Source organism: Chryseobacterium salivictor (genome assembly GCF_004359195.1).
In the GTDB taxonomy this organism is placed as follows: domain Bacteria; phylum Bacteroidota; class Bacteroidia; order Flavobacteriales; family Weeksellaceae; genus Kaistella; species Kaistella salivictor.
On the sequence record NZ_CP037954.1, the window covers coordinates 1,825,541 to 1,846,131 of the forward strand.

The window sequence follows — 20,591 nt, forward strand, 5'->3', positions numbered from 1 at the left end:
AGCGACAGGATGTTAAAATTAATTTGCAGCGTCGGTTTCAGGCGCTGACCCGCTGCGGCTCCCGGTTGTGATTATAATTTTCCCTCCTGCAAAAATGGGCCGGGTGCATTATTGCTTGATGCAGTGGTGAATTTTTTATAAAGTTTTCACTCTGTTTCAGTTATTTATTCCATTGATACAGATTTTCTAAAAACTGCATTTTTTCGGTTTCCGTCCACTGATTGGTATAAATTAAAAAAATTAAGAAATTTTTTTCTGATGAACCGAAAAGAAATACACGGTCCAGTTTATCTTTATATTTCCAAATGATAAATTCTAAGTCAGAATTCTCTTTAAGTTTTTGCGTTTTAAATTTATGTTTTTTTTTGAAATCAGAATCCCATTTATAAAATGCTTTTAGGTTTTCAAAATCCGACCGGTTTGCTTTATAAAATGGATAAGATTTCTTTAGATTTTGTGCCACTGCGATAATAATTCCTTCATCATTTTTCAGATAGGTTTGGCCGGATGCGCGTACCGTATTCAATAGCGTCCAGTCTCCGGGAATTTTTACTTCGCCCGAATTCGTTTTTATAGTAGAGTAATCCATCAGGTTCTGGCTCACTATAAAGTAGGGCAGGAGAAAAAGGAGGATGGTTGGTAAACTGATTTTCATTATGCTGTTATTTGTTCGGAAGAAGTGCTTTGCGCGTTCATCGGTTTGCGGACTTTTTATAATAAATCCTCATAGCGTTTTCATATTCAGTATTATACAAAGGTATAATAGAAATGGTTACAAACTGTATTTTTTTAGCTTCCAATTTATTTTTTTATTTTCTTTCCCTCAGAATCAAACAACGGATAAACGCGGACGCTCCCTGAATACATTAGAAAAGATGAATTCCAGATCATATTAAACAGCTATTATTTAATTTGCAATATTGTTATAAAAGATAAACACATAAAAAACAGCGCTTAAAAAACGCTGTCTGGACTGTCCTTATTTTTTTTGACATTACTGAAAATTATTGAGGCTGTTCTTTCCCAGAATTTTCATAAGATTTTATGGGACGTAAATCAGTTTTGATTATTGGTCTTTGATTTCTCAGTTCTGAGAAGGTTCAAAGAGCCGAATCTGGTATCCTTAGTTAAGGTCCAGACGTTAATTATTTTTTCCTTGTTAAAATCCTGCTCGTTTGGACTGAGGAATTCAATTTCCCTGATGCTGTTGGTAGCGATGAGGTAATTTTTATTCATTAATAAAAAACCATCCACATATATTTTTGTTTGAGGATCTGCGCCTAAAAATGTTCTGATGTCATTTTGAGTTTTGGTTTCAATATTTCCCAGATCTGCTTTACAAAGAATCAAGCCATATTCACTTAAATTTGGGTAGGTTTTCGCATATTGATCAATTCCTTTTTGTGCGGATTTCATCACCTGCATTTCCTTTATTGTAATGTTCGGCTGCGTATTAATCATTTCCCAGTTGGCGATAATGTTTTCATTAATCAAAACGGTGGGCTTATCTTTTTTGGAATACAGTAACTTTTCGAAACTCTGTGCAAACATACTTGAGCACGAAAAAACGGTCAGCAAAAGAAATAATTTTGTTTTCATAGAAGTGATTTTATTATGGATTGGGTCTTTCAAATATAGCGATATTTTTAATTCAAAAACTTTTGAGGGTTAATGGTTTAAAAAGTTAAACTATGGCAATCTTGCGAAATACTTATTAAAAATAACTTCTCCTATTTGTGAAAAACTTTTTAAAATAATCTTTTGTTTCTTCTGCGGTTGAAAAAAGTTGAAAATTATCAGTGAAAATTGAACTATTAAGATTCGGTTAAGGGAGTAAGAATATTAAGATTTCCACGGGTTGAAATAAATAATTTGCCGCAACATTTTGCCATCTTTTGAAAAACTTTTTAAAATAATCTTTTGTTTCTTCTGCGGTTGAAAAAAGTTGAAAATTATCAGTGAAAATTGAACCATTAAGATTCGGTTAAGGGTTTAAGAATAATAAGATCTCCTCCGGTTGAAATAAATAATTTGCCGCAACATTTTGCCATCTTTTGAAAAACTTTTTAAAATAATCTTTTGTTTCTTTTGCGGTTAAAAAAACTCCGCGATATCATTAATTCAAAACAAAAAAAACTTCCGAAAATCTCCGGAAGTTATATGTTTTAGTATGATTCTTTCTTATTCTTAATTTGAATAACTCATCAGTTCCTCTTTTTTGGAATTGACCATTTTGTATTCCAGATATTTAAAAGAATCTCTTGGGATAATCGTTACCCATTTTTTGTATTTCAAGTACCATTTCATTTGGATGCTCCTCAAACCTTTGGTCAAATAAGCTTCTACAAAAGGATGGACATGCAAAAACAGTTTGCCTTTTTCGGTTTGAATCAAATTCCGGATAACTTCTTCCATGCGCTCCACCACAACGATTGGGGCCAGGATTTCTCCGTCAATATTAGGATTGTCTTCTTTGGTTTTGATTACTTTTTCCGGTTTGGTCCGTTGACGGGTGAGCTGGATCAGCCCGAATTTACTCGGTGGCAAAATCTTGTGTCTTGCTTTATCGCGGCTCATTTCAGCTTTGAAATGTTCGTACAGATCGCGTCGGTGGTCGGCATTAATCATATCGATAAAATCGACTACGATGATTCCGCCCATATCTCTCAGTCGGAGCTGACGGGCGATTTCAGTGGCTGCCATTTTGTTCACCGTCAAAGCATGTTCTTTGTTGGATGAACCTGCTCCTGAGGAAAGATTATTTCCGGAGTTGACATCGATAACATGAAGTGCTTCTGTATGTTCGATGACCAGATAGGCACCTTTCGAACTTGGGATATTCACGTGTTTCCCAAAACTCTGTTTCATCTGTTTTTCTACGTTATAATATTCCATTAACGGAATAGGCTTATCGTAGAACTGAACAATATTTTTTCTTTCCGGCGCGATAACTTCGATATAATTCCGCATGTCATCAACCATTTGCTCGTCATCACAAATAATGGAAACGAAATCAGCATTAAAATTATCCCGTAAAATAGAGGAAGCTTTATCTTCTTCGCTCAATACTCTGCTCGGGACTTTGTTTTTCTGAAGGTTTTTGAATGCGGTTTCCCATTTCTGAATCAGCTGATTCATGTCATTGTGGAGTTCTGCGACTTTTTTTCCTTCGGCAACGGTTCTGATAATTACCCCGAAACCTTCAGGTTTAATGCTTTCAATTAAAGTTTTGAGTCTCTCCTTCTCCTCAGAGTTGCTGATTTTTTTTGAAATAGAAACGCTTTTGTCAAACGGAATCAAGACCAAAAATCTTCCGGTAAGGGAAATTTGAGTTGATATTCTCGGTCCTTTTGTAGAGATCGGTTCTTTGGTGATCTGTAGAATAACGCTGTCGTCTTTAGCCAGAACTTTATCGATGGTTCCGTTTTTATGAATCTCTTTTTGAATTTCGAAATTCTTTAAGGACGAATTGTGTTGTCTTTTGGAAACAGTGTCTTGTAGAAATTTTTTGTAAGTAAGAAATTGTGGACCTAAATCCTGATAATGCAAGAAGGCATCTTTCTCATAACCAATGCTTACGAAGGCAGCATTTAAATTGGGTGCAAGTTTTTTTACTTTACCGATAAATAAATCGCCGACCACGAATTCGCTTTTGTCCTCCTGTTCGTGGAGCTCAAAAAGCCGTCCGTCTTCCAGCAAGGCAATCTTCGATTGCTCGCCTTCATGTGATATAATCAGTTCTTTCTTCATTCTGTTGATAAGGGATTAAAATATTAAGGGTCTTAGAAATTCTGAAAAAATCAATTCTAATTGCTCAATTTTTTAATAGTTTCTTGGTTTTGTTTTATCAAATTTGGCGAAATGTCATCCTTATGATATAAACAAAAATATAGCCGGTGTAATTTTAAATAGATAAAAACACCAACTATATTGTTATATTGTAAATCGCAAAGAGATTATTTTTTCTTGTGTCTGTTTGCTCTTCTTCTTTTCTTTCTTTTGTGGGTCGCAACCTTATGTCTCTTTCTTTTCTTTCCGCTTGGCATAATTTAAATTTTTTTGTTTGTAACTTATATTTATTATTTAGTTTATTACTTAACTGGAACTTTCGTTTTGATTTTCTCTACGAACGTTTTCGAAGGTTTAAAGGCTGGGATATTATGAGCAGGAATTTCAATAGCGGTGTTTTTCGAGATGTTTCTTCCTGTTTTTGCTGCTCTGGTTTTAATAATAAATGAACCAAATCCTCTTAGATACACATTATCTCCGTTATACATTGATGTTCTGATCTCCTGCATAAAAGCTTCAATAACTTTCTGGGTTTCATTCTTTTCAGTTCCCAATTTATTTGAGATGGTGTTTACCAATTCTGCCTTTGTCATTTCCTTTTTTTATTTATATTTTTGGTGTGCAAATATAATAAGAATTTTTGAAAACAAAAAAACAAAATGCTGATTTTCTTCATGTTGGTAGGAAATTGCTAGATTGGTACAAAATCCATGGCAGAGAGTTGCCCTTTAGAAAAACCAATGATCCCTATAAGATTTGGATTTGCGAAATTATTTTTCAGCAAACCCGGATAGAACAGGGGCTTAACCATTACCGAAATTTTATTGAAAGATTTCCCGATGTTCAAACCTTAGCCGAGGCAGAAACTGATGAAGTTTTGCTCTATTGGAAAGGCCTCGGATATTATTCCAGAGCCTTGAATCTGCATAAAGCATCTCTGCAGATCATTAATGATTTTAATGGAGTTTTTCCTGTTGATTACGACCATATTTTGCAGTTGAAAGGAATCGGGAAGTACACTGCAGCAGCCATTTCAAGCATTTGTTTCGGAAAAAAAAATGCTGCTGTTGACGGTAATTTCTACCGCGTTTTATCCCGATTGTTTGCCGATGATTTTGATATTTCAAACTCCAAAGCCTTTGATTATTTTTCTGAACTGGCTTTAAAGATGATGCCCGAAAATGAAGCGGGACATTTCAATGAAGCCATGATGGACTTGGGTTCCGAAATCTGTAAACCCAAAAATCCGAAGTGTGAATCCTGTCCTTTAAATAAAGACTGTATCGCTTTTAATTTAGGAAAGATTTCCGGTTTTCCCGTAAAGACCAAAAAAGTGAAACCAACTGATTTGGACCTGTATTATTCATTTGTGGAATATAACGGTCAGTTTTTGGTACGACAGAGAAAAGACGATTTTATCTGGAAAAAACTTTTTGAATTTCCTGTTGAAATTCCGGCAGACTGGCAGCTGTTCGTCGTTAAGCAGAAAACCATTGCTCATAAACTGACGCATAAAAATTTATCGATTCAGATGAGTCATGTTGTACTGGAGTCGCAGGATATTTTCACCGAATTTGCTCACGGGAACGGCTTTTCGATCATAACCTATGAAGAATCGCACCAGAAATCCTTCCCGAAACCGCTGGAAAATTATCTGAAAGATTATTATGAAAACAAATCTTTAATGCGCTGAACTCTTTAACCAGAGCTTATGTTCTTTTTGCTGAGACGGATTCAACAATTTTCTTTAAACTGCTTTAAGGACAAATAATAAAACCTTTAAACTTTACAGATAATCATTCGTGAATTCGTGGCATTCATAAGCCTGTTTTTTCTTTATTAAAAATTTAAAACTAATTCGTATTTTTGCGCAATGTTTAAAAAACTCATTTTCACTTTTTTAGGATTTATTTTGCTTTCCTGTTCAAAAGAAGCACTGCCAAAACCTTCTGGTGAACTTCGTTTAGAATATCCCGCCCCGAAATATCAAAGTTTCACTTCCCCGTGCAATTTTACTTTTGAGTACTCGGATTTTGCCAAAGTTAGAGCGGCGAAAAATCCGTGCTGGTATTATATCGAATATCCGAAAATGAAAGCAAAAGTTTTTATCACCTATTTTCCCATTAAAAATGATTTTGATCTTCATGTAAAAGAATCGGAGAAAATGGTGTACGAACATACCATCAAAGCGAGTTCAATTGACACGAAATCATTTAGTTTTCCTGAACGGAAAGTGTTTGGTAATTTCTATGAACTGAAAGGTCAAAGTGCCTCGAATCTGCAGTTTTTTGTGACCGATTCTACACGCCATTATGTGACCGCAAATCTCTATTTCAATTCAAGACCTAAGCCCGATTCATTGGCGCCGGCGGTAGAATATATTAAAAAAGACATGCTCCATTTAATCGAAACCTTTGAATGGAAAAAGTAATCATGAATAATGGGCAATAAGCAATTATTAATGTGCAATGAGTACTATTTTAAAGTAAGGTATTTTTTAATAAAACGGAGTTGATTCATAAAGTGACGATATAAGAAAGGATAAAGTAATCCAGTTAAAAATAAAACAAATTAGATGATATCTTTTATAAGGTAGATTTTATAAAAAAATAAAACAAATTTAAATATGAAATTATTAGTTGTTGGTTCAGTGGCTTTCGATGCGATTGAAACACCTTTCGGAAAAACAGATAAAATTTTGGGTGGCGCTGCAACCTATATCAGTATTGCTTCTTCGGTTTTAGGCGTGGAATCTGGAATTGTTTCCGTTGTTGGCGGCGATTTTCCACAGACCGATTTAGATATGCTTTCCGGAAGAGGGGTGAATATCGAAGGAATTGAAATTATCAAAGAAGGGAAAACTTTTTTCTGGAGCGGCAAATACCACAACGATCTGAATTCAAGAGATACTTTGGTTACCGAAGTAAACGTTTTGGAAAACTTCGATCCGAAAATTCCTGAATCAATGCAGGATGCCGAGATTTTATTATTGGGGAATCTTCATCCTGGCGTTCAGCTTTCTGTGTTGGAAAAAATGCACAACCGTCCGAAACTGGTTATTTTAGATACCATGAATTTCTGGATGGATTCTGCTCTGGATATTTTAATGCAGATGATTGCGAAAACCGATGTAATCTCTATTAATGATGAAGAAGCAAGACAGCTTTCCGGTGAATATTCGCTGGTAAAAGCGGCTCAGAAAATCCATGCGATGGGACCGCAATTCGTGATCATCAAAAAAGGAGAACACGGTGCGCTGTTATTCCACGAAGGAAAAATCTTTGCCATTCCGGCATTGCCTTTAGAAGAAGTTTATGATCCAACCGGAGCGGGAGACACTTTTGCCGGAGGTTTTGCTTCTTATTTAGCGAAGAAAGAAGATTTCTCCTTTGAAACCATGAAATCTGCCCTGATCGTAGGTTCTGCCATGGCTTCCTTCACGGTGGAAAAATTCGGCACTCAGCGTTTAGAAGAAGTTACAGAAACGGAAATGATTGAAAGAATCAACAGTTTTAAAGAATTAACTACTTTTGAAGTAAACGTTTAACTTTCCACGGATTAAAGAATCAGAATTCCGGGAACAACTACATTTCTTCTCGGAATGATAAATTTAAAATTGGATTAATCTTCAAAAAAAATGACAGATAAAAATATGAGAAAAATAGTCGGTGTATTGATGATGATGGTTTTCGGCGGTGGAATTTCTGCACAATATATGATGGTGGGCAAAGACAGTATTTCGCTGGCTCAGTTCAAGAAAGAAAATTTATACGGTTTAGAAAATGCCGGTGTGGCCAATACCATTAATTCTATACAGAATTTCTACCTGTTTCAGCAATTTGCAGCCGAGAAAAAAGCAGATACCTTGACTTATTTCCGTGAAAGAATGTCGGAAAAAGAAGCGGAGTTGAGAAGTAAATATTTTTTTCCGTCACAGGTGATCGATCCGGTTTTAAATGATTTTGTTAAAGATAATCAGACAGAAAAAGAAGTTCAGGTTTTCATCTTAGAAAAAACGGAAGGCGATAAAACAGATTATCAGCAGGTTTATAACGATGTGAAATCCGGTAAACTGACCATCGAAGAAGCCATCTCAAAATACACAAAAGCGAATCCCAAACCAATTTATATTAAGCCGGGAAGTCTTGATAATCAAATGTATGCAGAGATTAAAACTTCGCCGAATAATACACTGACCAAATTTTTCAACACTCCTTCCTATATAGGTTTTGCCAAAGTTCTGAATTCCAGACCAAGTTTGGGTTACATGATTTTTGGAACGATCTCTTTTCCTAAAGATGCCAGTTCTGATTCGGTAAAAGATAAAATTTACCGGGATTTGAAAGAAGGAAAAACCTTTCAGGACGTGGCAAAATTGTATGGTGCCAATGAACATGAGAAAGATAACGGTGGCGTAATCATGGGGTCACCAACTTTGCCGGACGAAGTTTATGAACTGTTCAAAGGAAAAAAAGCGGGATATTACACGCCGGAACCTTTGCTTTTTGGCGACAGTTATTTTGTTTTTAATATTTATAATGTTGAACCTTATGTTTTAACAGAAAAAAACAGAGCATTCTTTCTGAGAGAGATGAACAGCACGCTTTATGCTGAAATTTTACAGGACAGGATGACGGCTTACCTGAAAACAGATCCTTCTTATAAAGAATTTCCGGCTTTTCAGAACATCAAAAAATCGTATCAGAATTTAGTGGCGGCAAAAGACAGCGAACTTCTTTATCAGTATAAAAATGAAAAAGTAACCGCCGGATTTATCAAAGAACTTGTTGGCGACAAAAAAGACGATGCTGCAAAACTATCACCTGCAGTGTGGGCAGAAGCTCTTAATAATATCAATTCCCAGGATGTTCTGAAAATTTACAGTCAGAACTTTACCAATCTTAAAAATGTAAAAGAGGAACTGGAAGCCAGTAAAAAATCACTTTACTCGGACTATATTTTCTCCAGATATTTGACTGAAGAAATTGCAAAACACCCGGAATGGCTTACCGAATATTACAACCAGCACAAGTCCAAATACTTTTGGGGGGAAAGAGCAGAAGGTAGAGTTGCCATCTTCGGTGATGCAAAACTGACCAAAGATATTTCTAAAGAAATAAAAGATGTGAAGGCTTGGGAGTTTTTAAAAGGGAAATTCGCCGGAAAACTCAATGACAAAAAACAGGTCCTGGTGAATTTTGAAAAAGGCGAAATGTCGAAAGAAGCTGATGTCTTTACCAAATACAATGTTCCTTTTAAAACAGGCGTTCACACCACCAAAATGGGAGATAAATCTTTGGTGATCGCCATTGATAAAATACTTCCTCCGTCCCAGATGACTCAAGAAGAAGCAGCGGAAGAACTGAAAGATGCGGTGACTGAAAAAAAGCTCAATGAAATCATCGCTGAACAGAAAGCAAAAACTAAAATTGTGGTTCAACCCGAATTCCTTAAGGATTTAGAAAAGAATTTTAAGAAATAATTATAATAAAACATGCAGGTTATTTCGTTTAGAATGATAATTTTGCAAATCGATAAAAAATAGATATGAACAAAAATGTAAAATTCACCCTGCTTTTTAGCTTAATGCTTGTGTTTTTCGGGACTCTCAACAAAGCGCAGACGCATTTGAAAAAAGGCGATATGATTGACGGGATCGCGGTAGTCGTAGGGGATGAAATTATTTTAGAATCAGATATAGAAGAGCAGGCCAACTTTGCAAAACAGCAGGGCGCCAGTGTTGCAAACAAATGCGAATTTGTGGAAAGCATCATCAACAATAAACTTTTGATCTATGAAGCCAAAAGAGATACGTTGATAGAAAACCGCTCGGCAGCCATCAAAGACCAGGCAAACCAAAAATACGCGCAGATCTTAGGACAGTTTCCGGATGAGAAAACAATGCTGTCAACCTATAAGTTCCGTACCTCTTACGAGATGAAAAATGCCATCGAAAAGATTGATGCAGACAACTATTACGGGCAGATGAAGTTCGGCAGAATTACTGATAAAGCAGACGTTACTCCCAATGAAGTAACCGATTTTTTCAATACTTTTCAATACCAGCTTCCGGAGGTGAAAGATGAAGTCTCGCTTTCCCAGATTGTCATGTATCCCAAACTGACCGATGCCCATAAAGATGAAATCATTGCACGACTCAATAAAATAAAACAGGATATTTTAGCAGGCGAATCATTTGAAAGCCAGGCGAGAATCTATTCAGACGATCCGGGATCTGCCGCAAAAGGCGGATTGTACACCAATATTGCAAAAGGCAAAATGGTAAAACCCTTCGAAGCAGCAGCACTGAATCTGCAGGAAGGAGAAATGTCTGATCCCGTAGAATCCGATTTTGGATACCACCTCATTCAACTGGTAAAGAAAAGTGGAAAGCAGTACGATGCCCGCCATATCCTCTTAAAGGCCGAACCGAATGCAGAAGAGATTCAGACTGCAAAAAAAGAATTAGACAGCATCAGAACTTTAATTATCGATGGTAAAATGAGTTTCAAAGACGCAGCATATCGGTTTTCCGATGACAAACAAACCAAGTTCAATGCAGGAATTATAAGCGGACAGGACGGTTCAGATAAAATTGAAAAGCTAAATCTTCCGCCGACGATCTCTTACCAGATTGCAGGACATAACAAAGGTGACATCACCGATGTGTTTGAAGATACCGCGCAACAGGACCGAAAAACCGTAGCCATCATTAAAATCGATGATGTGATCGCAGCGCACAAACTGGATATTACTACCGATTACAACAGAATTAAGCAAATGGCGCTCAATAAGAAGAAAAACGAAATGGTAGAAAAATGGGTAAAAGAAAAATTACCAAATGTATTTATCTCCATCAACGACCGTTACAAAGACTGTACTTTCAAAACCGACTGGCGTAAAACAGTTACCAAATAAATAAACTAAATCTCTGCACTAGCGGAGATTTTTTTTTGCATTTCATTTGACAAACTCAACGGGAAATAAGCATAAAAATCTGAATAGGGAGCAACAGGGTTTTCGCTTCCCAGAAAACCAGTCCCGCTTTTCGCTGTATCTTTTTTTCGTCGTTCCTCCTCTAAAAAAGGATGACGCTGCAATCGGGGCTAGAATATCAGGTGTTTTTTATTTTCGAAAGAATATCCAACGTCTGTAATAAAAGAAGTTCTTTTGATCATTTGTGAGGGATTATTGCTATTTTAGTTGTGTAATAATGTTGTACGCGTAAACTGCCGTTAAGAGGTAAAATATTTTGAAAAATCACCAAAAACAAATTACGATAAATGAAACAGAAAGAACCATCAGAATTATCAGATCAGGAACTCTTGCAGGAAGTACAGAAAATAAAATCATCTTTAATCGTCAATGCGGTATTATGCGGCATCATGATTGGTGTTGCCACTTACAGCACGGTAAAAAACGGACTGGGAATTCTCACTTTTTTCCCGCTCTTTTTCATTCCGGTGTTTACTAAAAACAGAGCCCGCAAAAAAGCCGTAGAAAACCAACTGAAAGAACGAAACCTTGTATAAAATATCACGCCCGTATTCCACAATATTCTATTATTTCGTTCTGTTTAGAACGAAATAATTTTTAAGCCCGCTGGTTTTGAAGGCTATCTTTGATGAATGTATTTTGATGGATCATCATTTCTTTTCAATTGTTATCCTTACTTTGCTGGCGAAAAACATATTCATTAACAACGAAAATCATAAATATGGAAGAATTAAACAATCTTGAATTGACCCTTTTAAACGCTTTGACCGAAAAATATCCCTCTTTAAAATCTCATATTCCCTATTTAAAACTGAAGGAAAGAAAAAACACCGGCGTCGGAATGCTGGTAGATCTGGAATATGTAAATGGTGATGAATTAAATTTTGATGATATGAATGCATTATTCAGTAATGGAGAAAATATAGAAATTAAAGGTTTAAAACAGGGTTTGAATTATGTAATTGATGTTACTGACGGCAAAATTTTATATATCGAATTTTCAACATACGGTGAAAATTGGAATGGAGAATTTGGGGAATATAAAATTATTAAAGATTAGCTTTTTGTTTTAAAAGAGGTTTCTCCTGCGTTCATTTTTTGATGATGATAAAAATATCAGATTTACCTTTTTCTTCTGTAATAAATTTTCACTCCCACATTTTTTCCTCACCGCCGAATTATTTAAATTTACCACATGAGTAATTTTTTAGATTTTGGCGTGGCCAAAAAGATGAAAGAAATGAGTGAAAAACAAAATAAAGTCACCCAATTATTTGAAATAAAATATCCTATCATTCAGGGTGGAATGATTTGGCATTCCGGTTGGCGTCTGGCTTCTGCGGTATCGAATTCGGGCGGTTTGGGCTTAATCGGAGCCGGGAGTATGTATCCCGATATTCTGCGTGAAAACATCCGCAAATGCAAAGCCGCGACCAGCAAACCTTTTGGGGTAAACGTTCCGATGCTCTATCCGAATTTAGAAGAAATCATCCAGATTGTTTTGGAAGAAGGCGTGAAGACTATTTTCACCTCGGCCGGAAATCCCAAAATCTATACCGAATCATTAAAGAAAGAAGGTTTAAAAGTCGCTCACGTGGTTTCCTCGACCAAGTTTGCCATGAAATGCGAAGATGCGGGCGTTGATGCCATTGTCGCAGAAGGTTTCGAGGCCGGCGGACATAACGGTCGAGATGAAACGACCACTTTCTGTTTAATTCCAAACGTGAAACAGCATATTTCAAAACCTTTAATCGCCGCGGGTGGAATCGCGTTAGGTTCTCAAATGAAAGCGGCCATGATTCTGGGTGCAGACGGCGTGCAGATTGGTTCGCGGTTCGCGGCGACCGAAGAAGCGAGTTCGCATGAAAACTTTAAAAATAAAGTCATCTCTTTAAATGAAGGCGATACGTATTTGACTTTAAAAGAATTGGCGCCCGTTCGTTTGGTGAAAAATAAATTTTTCCACGATTTGGAAAAACTTTACGATCAAGGCAGAGATGCCGAGGTTTTAAGAGAAACCCTCGGAAGAGCCAGAGCTAAGCGTGGAATGTTCGAAGGTGATTTAGAAGAAGGCGAATTAGAAATCGGTCAGGTCTCGGCGTTAATTCATGAAATTTTGCCTGTTAAAAAAGTCTTTGAAAATTTATTGAAAGAATATCGGGAAGTAAATTCCTTTGATTTATAAATAAAAAAATTCCGTCCCGCATTTACGTGACGGAATTTTTTTTACTCCTAATTTTTTACAACTGCTTTTGCCTGTTGGTTTTTCAATTGTCTTTCGTCATATTTTTTTACAATAAAAGCGATGATCATCGGTGAAACCCAAATCAGGATTTTTCTTAAAAGTACAGGATTCATAATAGTATTTTTTTATGTTAACCTTATTTGCAATTTGTTTGCCAAATATGATTCAAATCAGATTTTTGGCATTGATTCATTGGCTATATTTGTTCTATAGAATCACAAAATGGGAACCGCTCAATTAAATTTTCTAAAATTATCCGAACTGTTTTTGGATTTGTTCTCATTGCTCCTGTTTAAAAAATTCCTGCGCAAACCGACTTAACTTTTTTTGTTTTTTCAATTCGTCAATTGGGTTTTTTATTAAATCCGATCAATATTCAAGTACAATTATAAAAACAAAATTATGTTACCGAAAAGAGACAGCTGGGCAGAACCCTATAAAATTAAAATGGTGGAATTGCTGAAAATGACCACACCATCTCAACGAAAAGAAGCTTTAAAACAAGCCGGATTCAATACTTTTTTACTCAAATCAGAAGACGTTTATATTGATCTGCTCACCGACAGCGGAACCAATGCGATGAGCGACCGGCAGTGGAGCGGAATGATGCTTGGTGATGAAGCCTACGCCGGAAGTAAAAACTATTACCATCTGGAAGAAGCGGTGAAAGAAGTTTATGGATATCAATATTTGGTTCCCACACATCAAGGCCGGGGAGCAGAAAATATTCTTTCGCAAATCATGATTAAACCCGGCGATATTGTTCCCGGAAATATGTATTTCACCACGACAAGGCTGCACCAGGAATTGGCAGGCGGCGTTTTTCATGACGTGATTATCGATGAAGCCCACGATTCAGCATCTGATTTTCCCTTTAAAGGAAATGTAGATTTAAATAAAGTGGAAAAATTAGTTCAGGAATATGGCGCTGAGAAAATCGCTTATATCTGCGTTGCCGTGACCGTGAATTTAGCCGGCGGACAACCGGTGAGTATGGAAAATCTGAAAGGCGTTCGGAATTATACTCAGGAAAGAGGAATTAAAGTGATGCTCGATATGACCAGAATTGCCGAGAATGCCTATTTTATCCAACAAAAAGAAGAAGGATATCGTTTGAAAACCATCGCTGAAATTGTAAAGGAAATCTGCAGTTATACCGATGGTGCGACCTTTAGCGGGAAAAAAGATGCATTGGTGAATATCGGTGGATTCTTAGCTTTAAATGACTATGATATTTTTGAAGAAGCCCGAAATCTGGTCGTTGTTTATGAAGGATTGCATACCTACGGCGGTTTGGCAGGACGCGATATGGAAGCCATGTCCATCGGGATTTATGAAAGCGTGCAGGAAGAACACATGAAAGCCAGAATCGGTCAGGTTTTCTATTTGGGTGATAAAATGAAGGAATTCGGAGTTCCCATCGTTACACCCATTGGCGGTCACGGAATTTTCGTTGATGCAAAACAGTTTTTACCGCACGTTTCCCAGGATGATTTTCCCGCTCAGGCTTTGGCTGCTGAAATTTATCTGGATGCCGGCATCAGAACTATGGAACGCGGAATAGTTTCCGCCGGAAGAAATTCCAAGGGAGAAAATTATCATCCAAAACTGGAATTGGTTCGTTTCACCATTCCGAGAAGAGTTTACACGCAAGCTCACATGGATGTAATCGCAGAATCCACCGCCAGAGTTTATGAACGCAGAAACCAGATCAAAGGTTTGAAAATGATTTACGAACCGAAATACCTGAGGTTTTTCCAGGCGAGATTTGAACAGCTTTAAACAAACGAAACCACCTCGAAATGAGGTGGTTTCTGTTTTAATAATTATTTTTTCGATTCATAAAAAGTGGAAAGAAACCTGAAGTTTGAATTATTTAATAAATCAGTTTTTATTAAATACTTAAAACCTGTTTAAATTTGTGTAAAAACCACCAAAGGCACCAAAGGGATATTTCTTTTAGAGTATTTTCTTTTTAGATTTTATTTTGCTCATTTTGCGGTTTAACTATTTTTATCATTTTTAAACAGGCTTAAAGTTTAAATCTGTTCACACATCAGATAATCAGGACTTAAAACTTCTTCTTCAAAGCTTCCCCTTCAAACGAAATTCCTTCCCAACCGAACTCCATAAAGTTTCTGATATTCTGATGATCGGTTCCTTCAGGATTTTCCAAAACATCATTTCTATAGAAATCTCCAAATAATGATAAGGTTTCTTCTTTTGATAGATCATTCAATTTTGCAAAACTGAAAACTTTGCAGGAACCGTTGTTTTGATTGCCTTCATTGATCGTATTTCCATTCTTGAATTGCGTTGGTGTAAAGTTGTAATGCTCATCAATGTAAGCGATGACTTCTTTAAAACCGATTGTTTCCGGCGTGTTTTTTATATGTTCTAACAGCATTTTTAAATTTTTTCAAAAATAAGAACATAATAGTATCTGCGCAAAAAAATTGGTATAGGAGTTCATCATCAAAAAAATGCTGACTCCGGTAAATCTCCGTAACACACTTAATGAATTAATCTTTGTTGTACCTTGATTTGAAACTTTAAAAAAAAAAAACCACCTCATTTCGAGGTGGTTCCTATTATTTTATCCGTTATTTTCAGGATTATGTCCGCCGTTATTTTCCGGTCGGTCATCTCTTCGTTGAGGTCTGTCACCTTGTGATCGGTCTTCTCTCGGTCTGTCGTTATTCGGTCTTTCTTCACGAGCCGGTCTTGGCAACAAAACTTTTCTTGAAAGTTTCATTTTCTTACGGTCATCGTAACCCATGAATTTCACTTCTACCTGATCGCCTTCGTTGTAAGGAACTTTATCCAAACGTGCCCATTCGATCTCAGAAATATGCAATAAACCTTCAGTTCCTTTTGCAATCGCTACAAAAGCACCGAAATCCATTACTTTTACAACTCTGCCGTTGTATACACTTCCAACCACAGGAACGAAACAGATTTCGTTAATCGCTGCAATCGTGGCGTTGATGTTTTCTCTGTTCACCCCGGAAATTTCGATTCTTCCGATTTCGCCAATTTCTTCGATCGCGATAACGGTTTCGAAATCTTTCTGCATCTGCTGAATAATTTTTCCTCCAGGTCCAATAATCGCTCCGATGAAGTCTTTGGAGATTTCCAAAACTTCCATTTTCGGTGCGTGTGGTTTAACGTCTGGTCTTGGTGCGTCAAGGGTTTTCAATAATTCATTAAGGATATGCAGTCTTCCGTCTTTCGCCTGGATTAATGCTTTTTCCATAATGTCCATTGTAAGACCTTCCACCTTAATGTCCATCTGACAAGCCGTGATTCCGTCTGCAGTTCCTGTTACTTTGAAATCCATATCACCTAAGTGATCTTCATCTCCTAAGATATCGGAAAGTACGGTGAATTTACCTGATTTAGGATCAGTTACCAATCCCATAGCAATTCCGGATACCGGTTTTGAAATTTGTACCCCTGCATCCATTAATGCTAAAGTTCCTGCACAAACAGTTGCCATAGAAGACGAACCGTTTGATTCTAAAATATCAGAAACGATACGGATGGTGTAAGGATTTTCTGTAGGAATCATTTTTGCCAAAGCTCTCTGAGCCAGGTTTCCGTGACCTACTTCTCTTCTTGAAGTTCCTCTTAAAGGTCTTGCTTCACCCGTTGAGAACGGTGGAAAGTTGTAATGTAAGAAGAATTTCTGATCATAATTAATCGCAACCGTATCCACCATGTTCGCATCTTTTACAGATCCTAAAGTTACGGCAGTCAGTGACTGAGTTTCTCCTCTGGTAAAGATTGCAGAACCGTGAGCTCCCGGTAAATAATCAACTTCTGACCAGATCGGACGAATCGTTTCCGGACTTCTTCCATCCAAACGGATTTTGTCGTTCAAGATCATTTGACGCATTGCTTCTTTTTCTACATCGTGGAAATAGATTTTTGCGTAAGGGGTTACTGTTACTAATTCTTCCTCAGAATACTGCGTTAAGAAGTCAGCTAAAACCGCCTGGAAGTTATCATGTCTTTCTTCTTTAGCAGAAGGCGTTTTTGCAATGTCTAATACTTTATCATAAGTTTGGGCCCAAACTTTTTCGCGAATTTCTTCGTTGTGATCTTCGTGGGAATATTCTCTTTTTGGAAGAGATTTGCCAACTCTCTCGGCTAATCTTTCCTGAGCGGCTACCTGAACTTTAATTTCTTCGTGTGCGAATTTGATTGCTTCGATCATTTCCTGTTCAGAAATTTCTTCCATTTCACCTTCAACCATTACGATAGAATCTTTGGTCGCTCCAACCATAATATTTAAATCAGCTTTCGCTAAATTCTCCATACTTGGGTTAACAACCAATTTTCCGTCGATTCTGGCTACGGTAACTTCAGACATTGGTCCGTTGAAAGGAATATCGGTAATTGCGATCGCTGCGGAGGCTGCTAAACCTGCCAAAGCTTCCGGCATGCACTCTTTATCATAAGAAATCAGGGAAATCATCACCTGAACTTCTGCATGGAAATCGGATGGGAAAAGCGGACGCAAAACGCGGTCAACTAATCTCATTGTTAAAATTTCCTCGTCAGATGGTCTTGCTTCTCTTCTGAAGAAGTTTCCCGGGATTTTTCCTGCAGAATAAAATTTCTCTCTGTAATCTACTGTCAGTGGCAGAAAATCAACGCCTGGTTTCGCTTCTTTGCTGGCGACAACAGTTGCTAAAAGCATCGTACCTCCCATTCTTACGACTACAGCACCGTTGGCTTGTTTCGCTAATTTTCCTGTTTCGATGGTAATTTCTCTACCATCTTTTAATTGAATTGTTTCAATAATTGCTTGTGGAGCATTCATAAAATTTGTTCGTCTTTGGCACTCCGTATTGAGTGCGGTTTGTATTTAATCTATTTAAATTTTCGAGGGCAAAGATACGGAAATTTCTTAAGTGAAAACCACCGGTAATATCATGAAATATCAAGAGCGGCAATCAAGGTTTACCTTTTAAAGACAATGTGATAATTTATAATTTTTTTATTGGTTAAAATTTGAAGTAAACAGCCCACATCAAAGCATGAATTTAGAAAGTAATATTAATGGGTTCTTTGCTGTGATGAACATTTGAAAATAAGGTGAATCATGTGTTTGAAATAAATTTTAACATTTTGAATATTTTATTAAAGAAGCCAGCGGCGCAGGGAAGTCCTTCAAAAAAATGATTGACGTTTAAATTTTATAAAAAATATATTTCGGCATAAATTTGGATAATCTTTTGAACATCATTTAATATTAACATTAAAAAAATTACAATTATGGGAATTTTATGGACATTAATTATTGGGGCCGTTGCCGGATGGTTGGGAGCACAAATCTTTAAAGGCGGAAGTCTAGGATTAATCGGGAATATTATAGTCGGTATTATCGGCGGATTTATTGGGTATTTCCTTTTGGGAACCCTGTTTGGAACTGCTATTATCGGACAGATTTTAACTGGAGCAGTGGGTGCAATTGTATTGCTTGCAATAATTAATTTACTCTCTGGCCGCAGGGTTTAAATTAAAATATTGATTAGAAACCAATACTCTTCTTAAATAAAAACGTCCTGAGAAAATCAGAACGTTTTTTTTATTGTTTAAAAATAGAAAACGACAATTCATAATTACCAGCCGCCACCTCCGCCACCGCCACCGCCACCTCCGGAAAATCCACCACCACCTGATCCGCTTCCGGAACTTGAAGGTTGCGTAGAAGAACTCGCGATGGATTGTGACAGTGAAGAGTTTAAGGAGCCCGCAAAATTCATATTCATTACCGAAGTGCCAATAAACCAATTCGAATGATATTGCTGATTTTCACCTAAAGCTGATTTTTTTAACATGCTTTGGAATTTTTCGCCCCAAATTTTCTCAACGCCTAAAACCATCGCGTAAGGCAACATTTTTTCAAAAATATCGGGCGTCATTGCCGGCGGATTGTGAAATTGTAAAGTTTTTTCCTCTGCTGTTCCCAGATACATTTTAAAACCTTCGATGAGCGATTGGGTTTCCAGTTTTTCTGAACTTGGTTGTTTAATGAAATATTGATAAAGTACCATTGCGATAAATCCAAATATTAAAAAACCATAACTTGCGTAGAAGCCTATGTTTTCTGTTCTTTCTGTGTCCAATGAGAAGATTGTTGAAAGAATCGACATCAATCCTATTGAAATGAAGGCAAATAAAACTTTCACCACACTTGATCTTTCAAAAAAAACAGAAATAAAAATTCCTGTAAATAAAGCAGCCGCACTCAGAAAAATTCCTGCGCCCAGATGCGTGTCGCTATAACTTAACCGGTAACTGAAAAATAAACCCAGACCGTAAAAAACAAAAATGACGATAATCGGTAAGAATAATTTACTCGTATTATTTCCTTTTTTCAAAAAGTCATCATGTTGGAATTTTAAACTGGCTTTAAAATCATTCACAGCATTTTCAATTTTTGAATTGTATTGTCCATCGAAAGTGATGACCGTTGATTCGCCAGAAAATAATTTATTCATCAGGTTGATTTCCTCTTTGGGTAAAGTCTGATCCTGTTCTTTGATTTTTTCTAATGTATATTCTTTGCCGCCGAAAATCCCCAGAATTCTTTTATCTTCTTCAATGATTTTAAGGTAACCTTTAACTGCCAGACTTACAATTGCTGCTGAGATCAGCTGAGTCGAATACTGTTCATTTTCCAGATAACCTAACGAAGCAGGAGACAGGTTTTGTGGCGCATTGAACTGTGGATATACAATGGGCTTCTGCGGATCGATCCCGTATTTCTTCCAAGTGGTAAAAAAGTATCCTGATAATCCTAAAGCTGCTGCAATAAGCGCTGCCAAAATCCCGTATTTTTCTAAAAATCCCGGTGGAGGCGGAGGGGCAAAAATTCCTTTGTTGAAACCAACTGCAATCGTTAACCCTTCATTTTGGCCTAAGTTTTTGGCAGACCATTCGATCGTGTTTGCAGATAATTGTTTGCCTGTGCATTTGGATTCATCCGATCCATAGCTTCCCGTATAACATGATTGCTGAAGAATTTCTGCACCTTCCGGCAAAGTAACTTTAGCCGAGATTTTATCCACAGGAAAATCCCACAATGTGCCGTTCACGTTCCAGTAAAATTCGTCATACTTGTCAAAAAATCCAATCTGATCTGAGGTCGTGTATTTCAGTTCATATTCATAAATTCCCGGAGGTAAGAGGATGTCTTTATTACCGAAATAAATATCGAAATCAGAACTTGTACTTTCAGTATGATAATCTTCTTTTGATCCATTTTTTTGAACCGAAATGAGATCATATTTAATTCTTATTTTCCTGCCATTAATGTTCCTCCATAAAGGTAAGGACCGGAAAATTCCTCTGCGGATATTAATTCCTTCTGCGTAAACTTTTATTTTTTCGGTGACCGTAATTTGTGCATTCTTTCCAATAACGATATCGGAATCGAAAGAAATAATATGTTCATAGTTTTTCCGGGCAGAAGAATCAACCGCCAAATCCTGTGCTGCGCCAATCCCGAAAATCAGGATCAGAAATGCAAAAATTAACCGGTTCATGG

The 20,591-nt window shown here is 36.9% G+C and carries 18 protein-coding genes; 10 read left to right on the forward strand and 8 right to left on the reverse strand.

Annotated elements, in window-relative coordinates; translation table 11 throughout:
* Positions 1-160 precede the first annotated feature (160 nt).
* The 4 genes from NBC122_RS08420 to NBC122_RS08435 form a co-directional block, all read right to left on the reverse strand.
* Positions 161-655 (reverse strand): hypothetical protein, encoded by a 495-nt coding sequence (locus tag NBC122_RS08420; protein ID WP_133439948.1) that lies wholly within the window; start codon positions 653-655, stop codon positions 161-163.
* Positions 656-1,056: 401 nt separating this feature from the next.
* A complete protein-coding gene (locus NBC122_RS08425) occupies positions 1,057-1,599 on the reverse strand; it encodes a hypothetical protein (protein ID WP_133439949.1) in 543 nt (180 codons plus the stop codon).
* Positions 1,600-2,187: 588 nt separating this feature from the next.
* On the reverse strand, positions 2,188-3,750 hold the full coding sequence (locus tag NBC122_RS08430; protein ID WP_133439950.1) for an Rne/Rng family ribonuclease: 1,563 nt from the start codon (positions 3,748-3,750) through the stop codon (positions 2,188-2,190).
* 341 nt (positions 3,751-4,091) lie between these two features.
* On the reverse strand, positions 4,092-4,382 hold the full coding sequence (locus tag NBC122_RS08435; RefSeq protein ID WP_133439951.1) for an HU family DNA-binding protein: 291 nt from the start codon (positions 4,380-4,382) through the stop codon (positions 4,092-4,094).
* Between the two features lie 47 nt (positions 4,383-4,429).
* Between NBC122_RS08435 and mutY the strand changes: the two genes are divergently transcribed.
* The 8 genes from mutY (at position 4,430) to NBC122_RS08475 (ending at position 12,970) form a co-directional block, all read left to right on the forward strand.
* The gene (gene mutY / locus NBC122_RS08440) at positions 4,430-5,482 is read left to right on the forward strand and encodes an A/G-specific adenine glycosylase (protein ID WP_133439952.1); all 1,053 of its coding nucleotides are present in this window, start codon (positions 4,430-4,432) and stop codon (positions 5,480-5,482) included.
* A 180-nt stretch (positions 5,483-5,662) separates the two neighbouring features.
* Entirely contained in the window at positions 5,663-6,220 is a 558-nt protein-coding gene (gene gldD, locus NBC122_RS08445; RefSeq protein ID WP_133439953.1) for a gliding motility lipoprotein GldD, read from the forward strand.
* Between the two features lie 195 nt (positions 6,221-6,415).
* A complete protein-coding gene (locus tag NBC122_RS08450) occupies positions 6,416-7,336 on the forward strand; it encodes a PfkB family carbohydrate kinase (protein WP_133439954.1) in 921 nt (306 codons plus the stop codon).
* 105 nt (positions 7,337-7,441) lie between these two features.
* Complete coding sequence (locus tag NBC122_RS08455; RefSeq protein WP_133439955.1) at positions 7,442-9,271, forward strand: peptidylprolyl isomerase; 1,830 nt, start codon at positions 7,442-7,444, stop codon at positions 9,269-9,271.
* 65 nt (positions 9,272-9,336) lie between these two features.
* Positions 9,337-10,707: a peptidylprolyl isomerase gene (locus NBC122_RS08460; protein WP_133439956.1), complete on the forward strand. Its 1,371-nt coding sequence runs from the start codon at positions 9,337-9,339 to the stop codon at positions 10,705-10,707.
* A 365-nt stretch (positions 10,708-11,072) separates the two neighbouring features.
* The gene (locus tag NBC122_RS08465) at positions 11,073-11,321 is read left to right on the forward strand and encodes an FUSC family protein (RefSeq protein ID WP_133439957.1); all 249 of its coding nucleotides are present in this window, start codon (positions 11,073-11,075) and stop codon (positions 11,319-11,321) included.
* A gap of 185 nt (positions 11,322-11,506) precedes the next feature.
* Positions 11,507-11,845, forward strand: a complete 339-nt coding sequence (locus NBC122_RS08470) for a hypothetical protein (RefSeq protein WP_133439958.1) — start codon at positions 11,507-11,509, stop codon at positions 11,843-11,845.
* A gap of 180 nt (positions 11,846-12,025) precedes the next feature.
* Positions 12,026-12,970: an NAD(P)H-dependent flavin oxidoreductase gene (locus tag NBC122_RS08475; RefSeq protein WP_133441091.1), complete on the forward strand. Its 945-nt coding sequence runs from the start codon at positions 12,026-12,028 to the stop codon at positions 12,968-12,970.
* Between the two features lie 47 nt (positions 12,971-13,017).
* Here the strand turns inward: NBC122_RS08475 and NBC122_RS14660 are convergent, their stop codons facing one another.
* Positions 13,018-13,143, reverse strand: coding sequence for a hypothetical protein (locus NBC122_RS14660; RefSeq protein WP_262709550.1), 126 nt, complete (start codon positions 13,141-13,143; stop codon positions 13,018-13,020).
* A gap of 289 nt (positions 13,144-13,432) precedes the next feature.
* Between NBC122_RS14660 and NBC122_RS08480 the strand changes: the two genes are divergently transcribed.
* Complete coding sequence (locus NBC122_RS08480; RefSeq protein ID WP_133439959.1) at positions 13,433-14,812, forward strand: tyrosine phenol-lyase; 1,380 nt, start codon at positions 13,433-13,435, stop codon at positions 14,810-14,812.
* Positions 14,813-15,101: 289 nt separating this feature from the next.
* Here the strand turns inward: NBC122_RS08480 and NBC122_RS08485 are convergent, their stop codons facing one another.
* Positions 15,102-15,437, reverse strand: a complete 336-nt coding sequence (locus tag NBC122_RS08485; protein WP_133439960.1) for a HopJ type III effector protein — start codon at positions 15,435-15,437, stop codon at positions 15,102-15,104.
* A 189-nt stretch (positions 15,438-15,626) separates the two neighbouring features.
* Positions 15,627-17,858, reverse strand: a complete 2,232-nt coding sequence (locus tag NBC122_RS08490; protein WP_133439961.1) for a polyribonucleotide nucleotidyltransferase — start codon at positions 17,856-17,858, stop codon at positions 15,627-15,629.
* A 455-nt stretch (positions 17,859-18,313) separates the two neighbouring features.
* On the opposite strand from NBC122_RS08490, the gene NBC122_RS08495 reads away from it, so the two are divergent.
* Positions 18,314-18,556, forward strand: coding sequence for a GlsB/YeaQ/YmgE family stress response membrane protein (locus NBC122_RS08495; RefSeq protein WP_133439962.1), 243 nt, complete (start codon positions 18,314-18,316; stop codon positions 18,554-18,556).
* 104 nt (positions 18,557-18,660) lie between these two features.
* Here the strand turns inward: NBC122_RS08495 and NBC122_RS08500 are convergent, their stop codons facing one another.
* Positions 18,661-20,589 (reverse strand): DUF2207 domain-containing protein, encoded by a 1,929-nt coding sequence (locus NBC122_RS08500; protein WP_133439963.1) that lies wholly within the window; start codon positions 20,587-20,589, stop codon positions 18,661-18,663.
* Between the last annotated feature and the right edge of the window lie 2 nt (positions 20,590-20,591).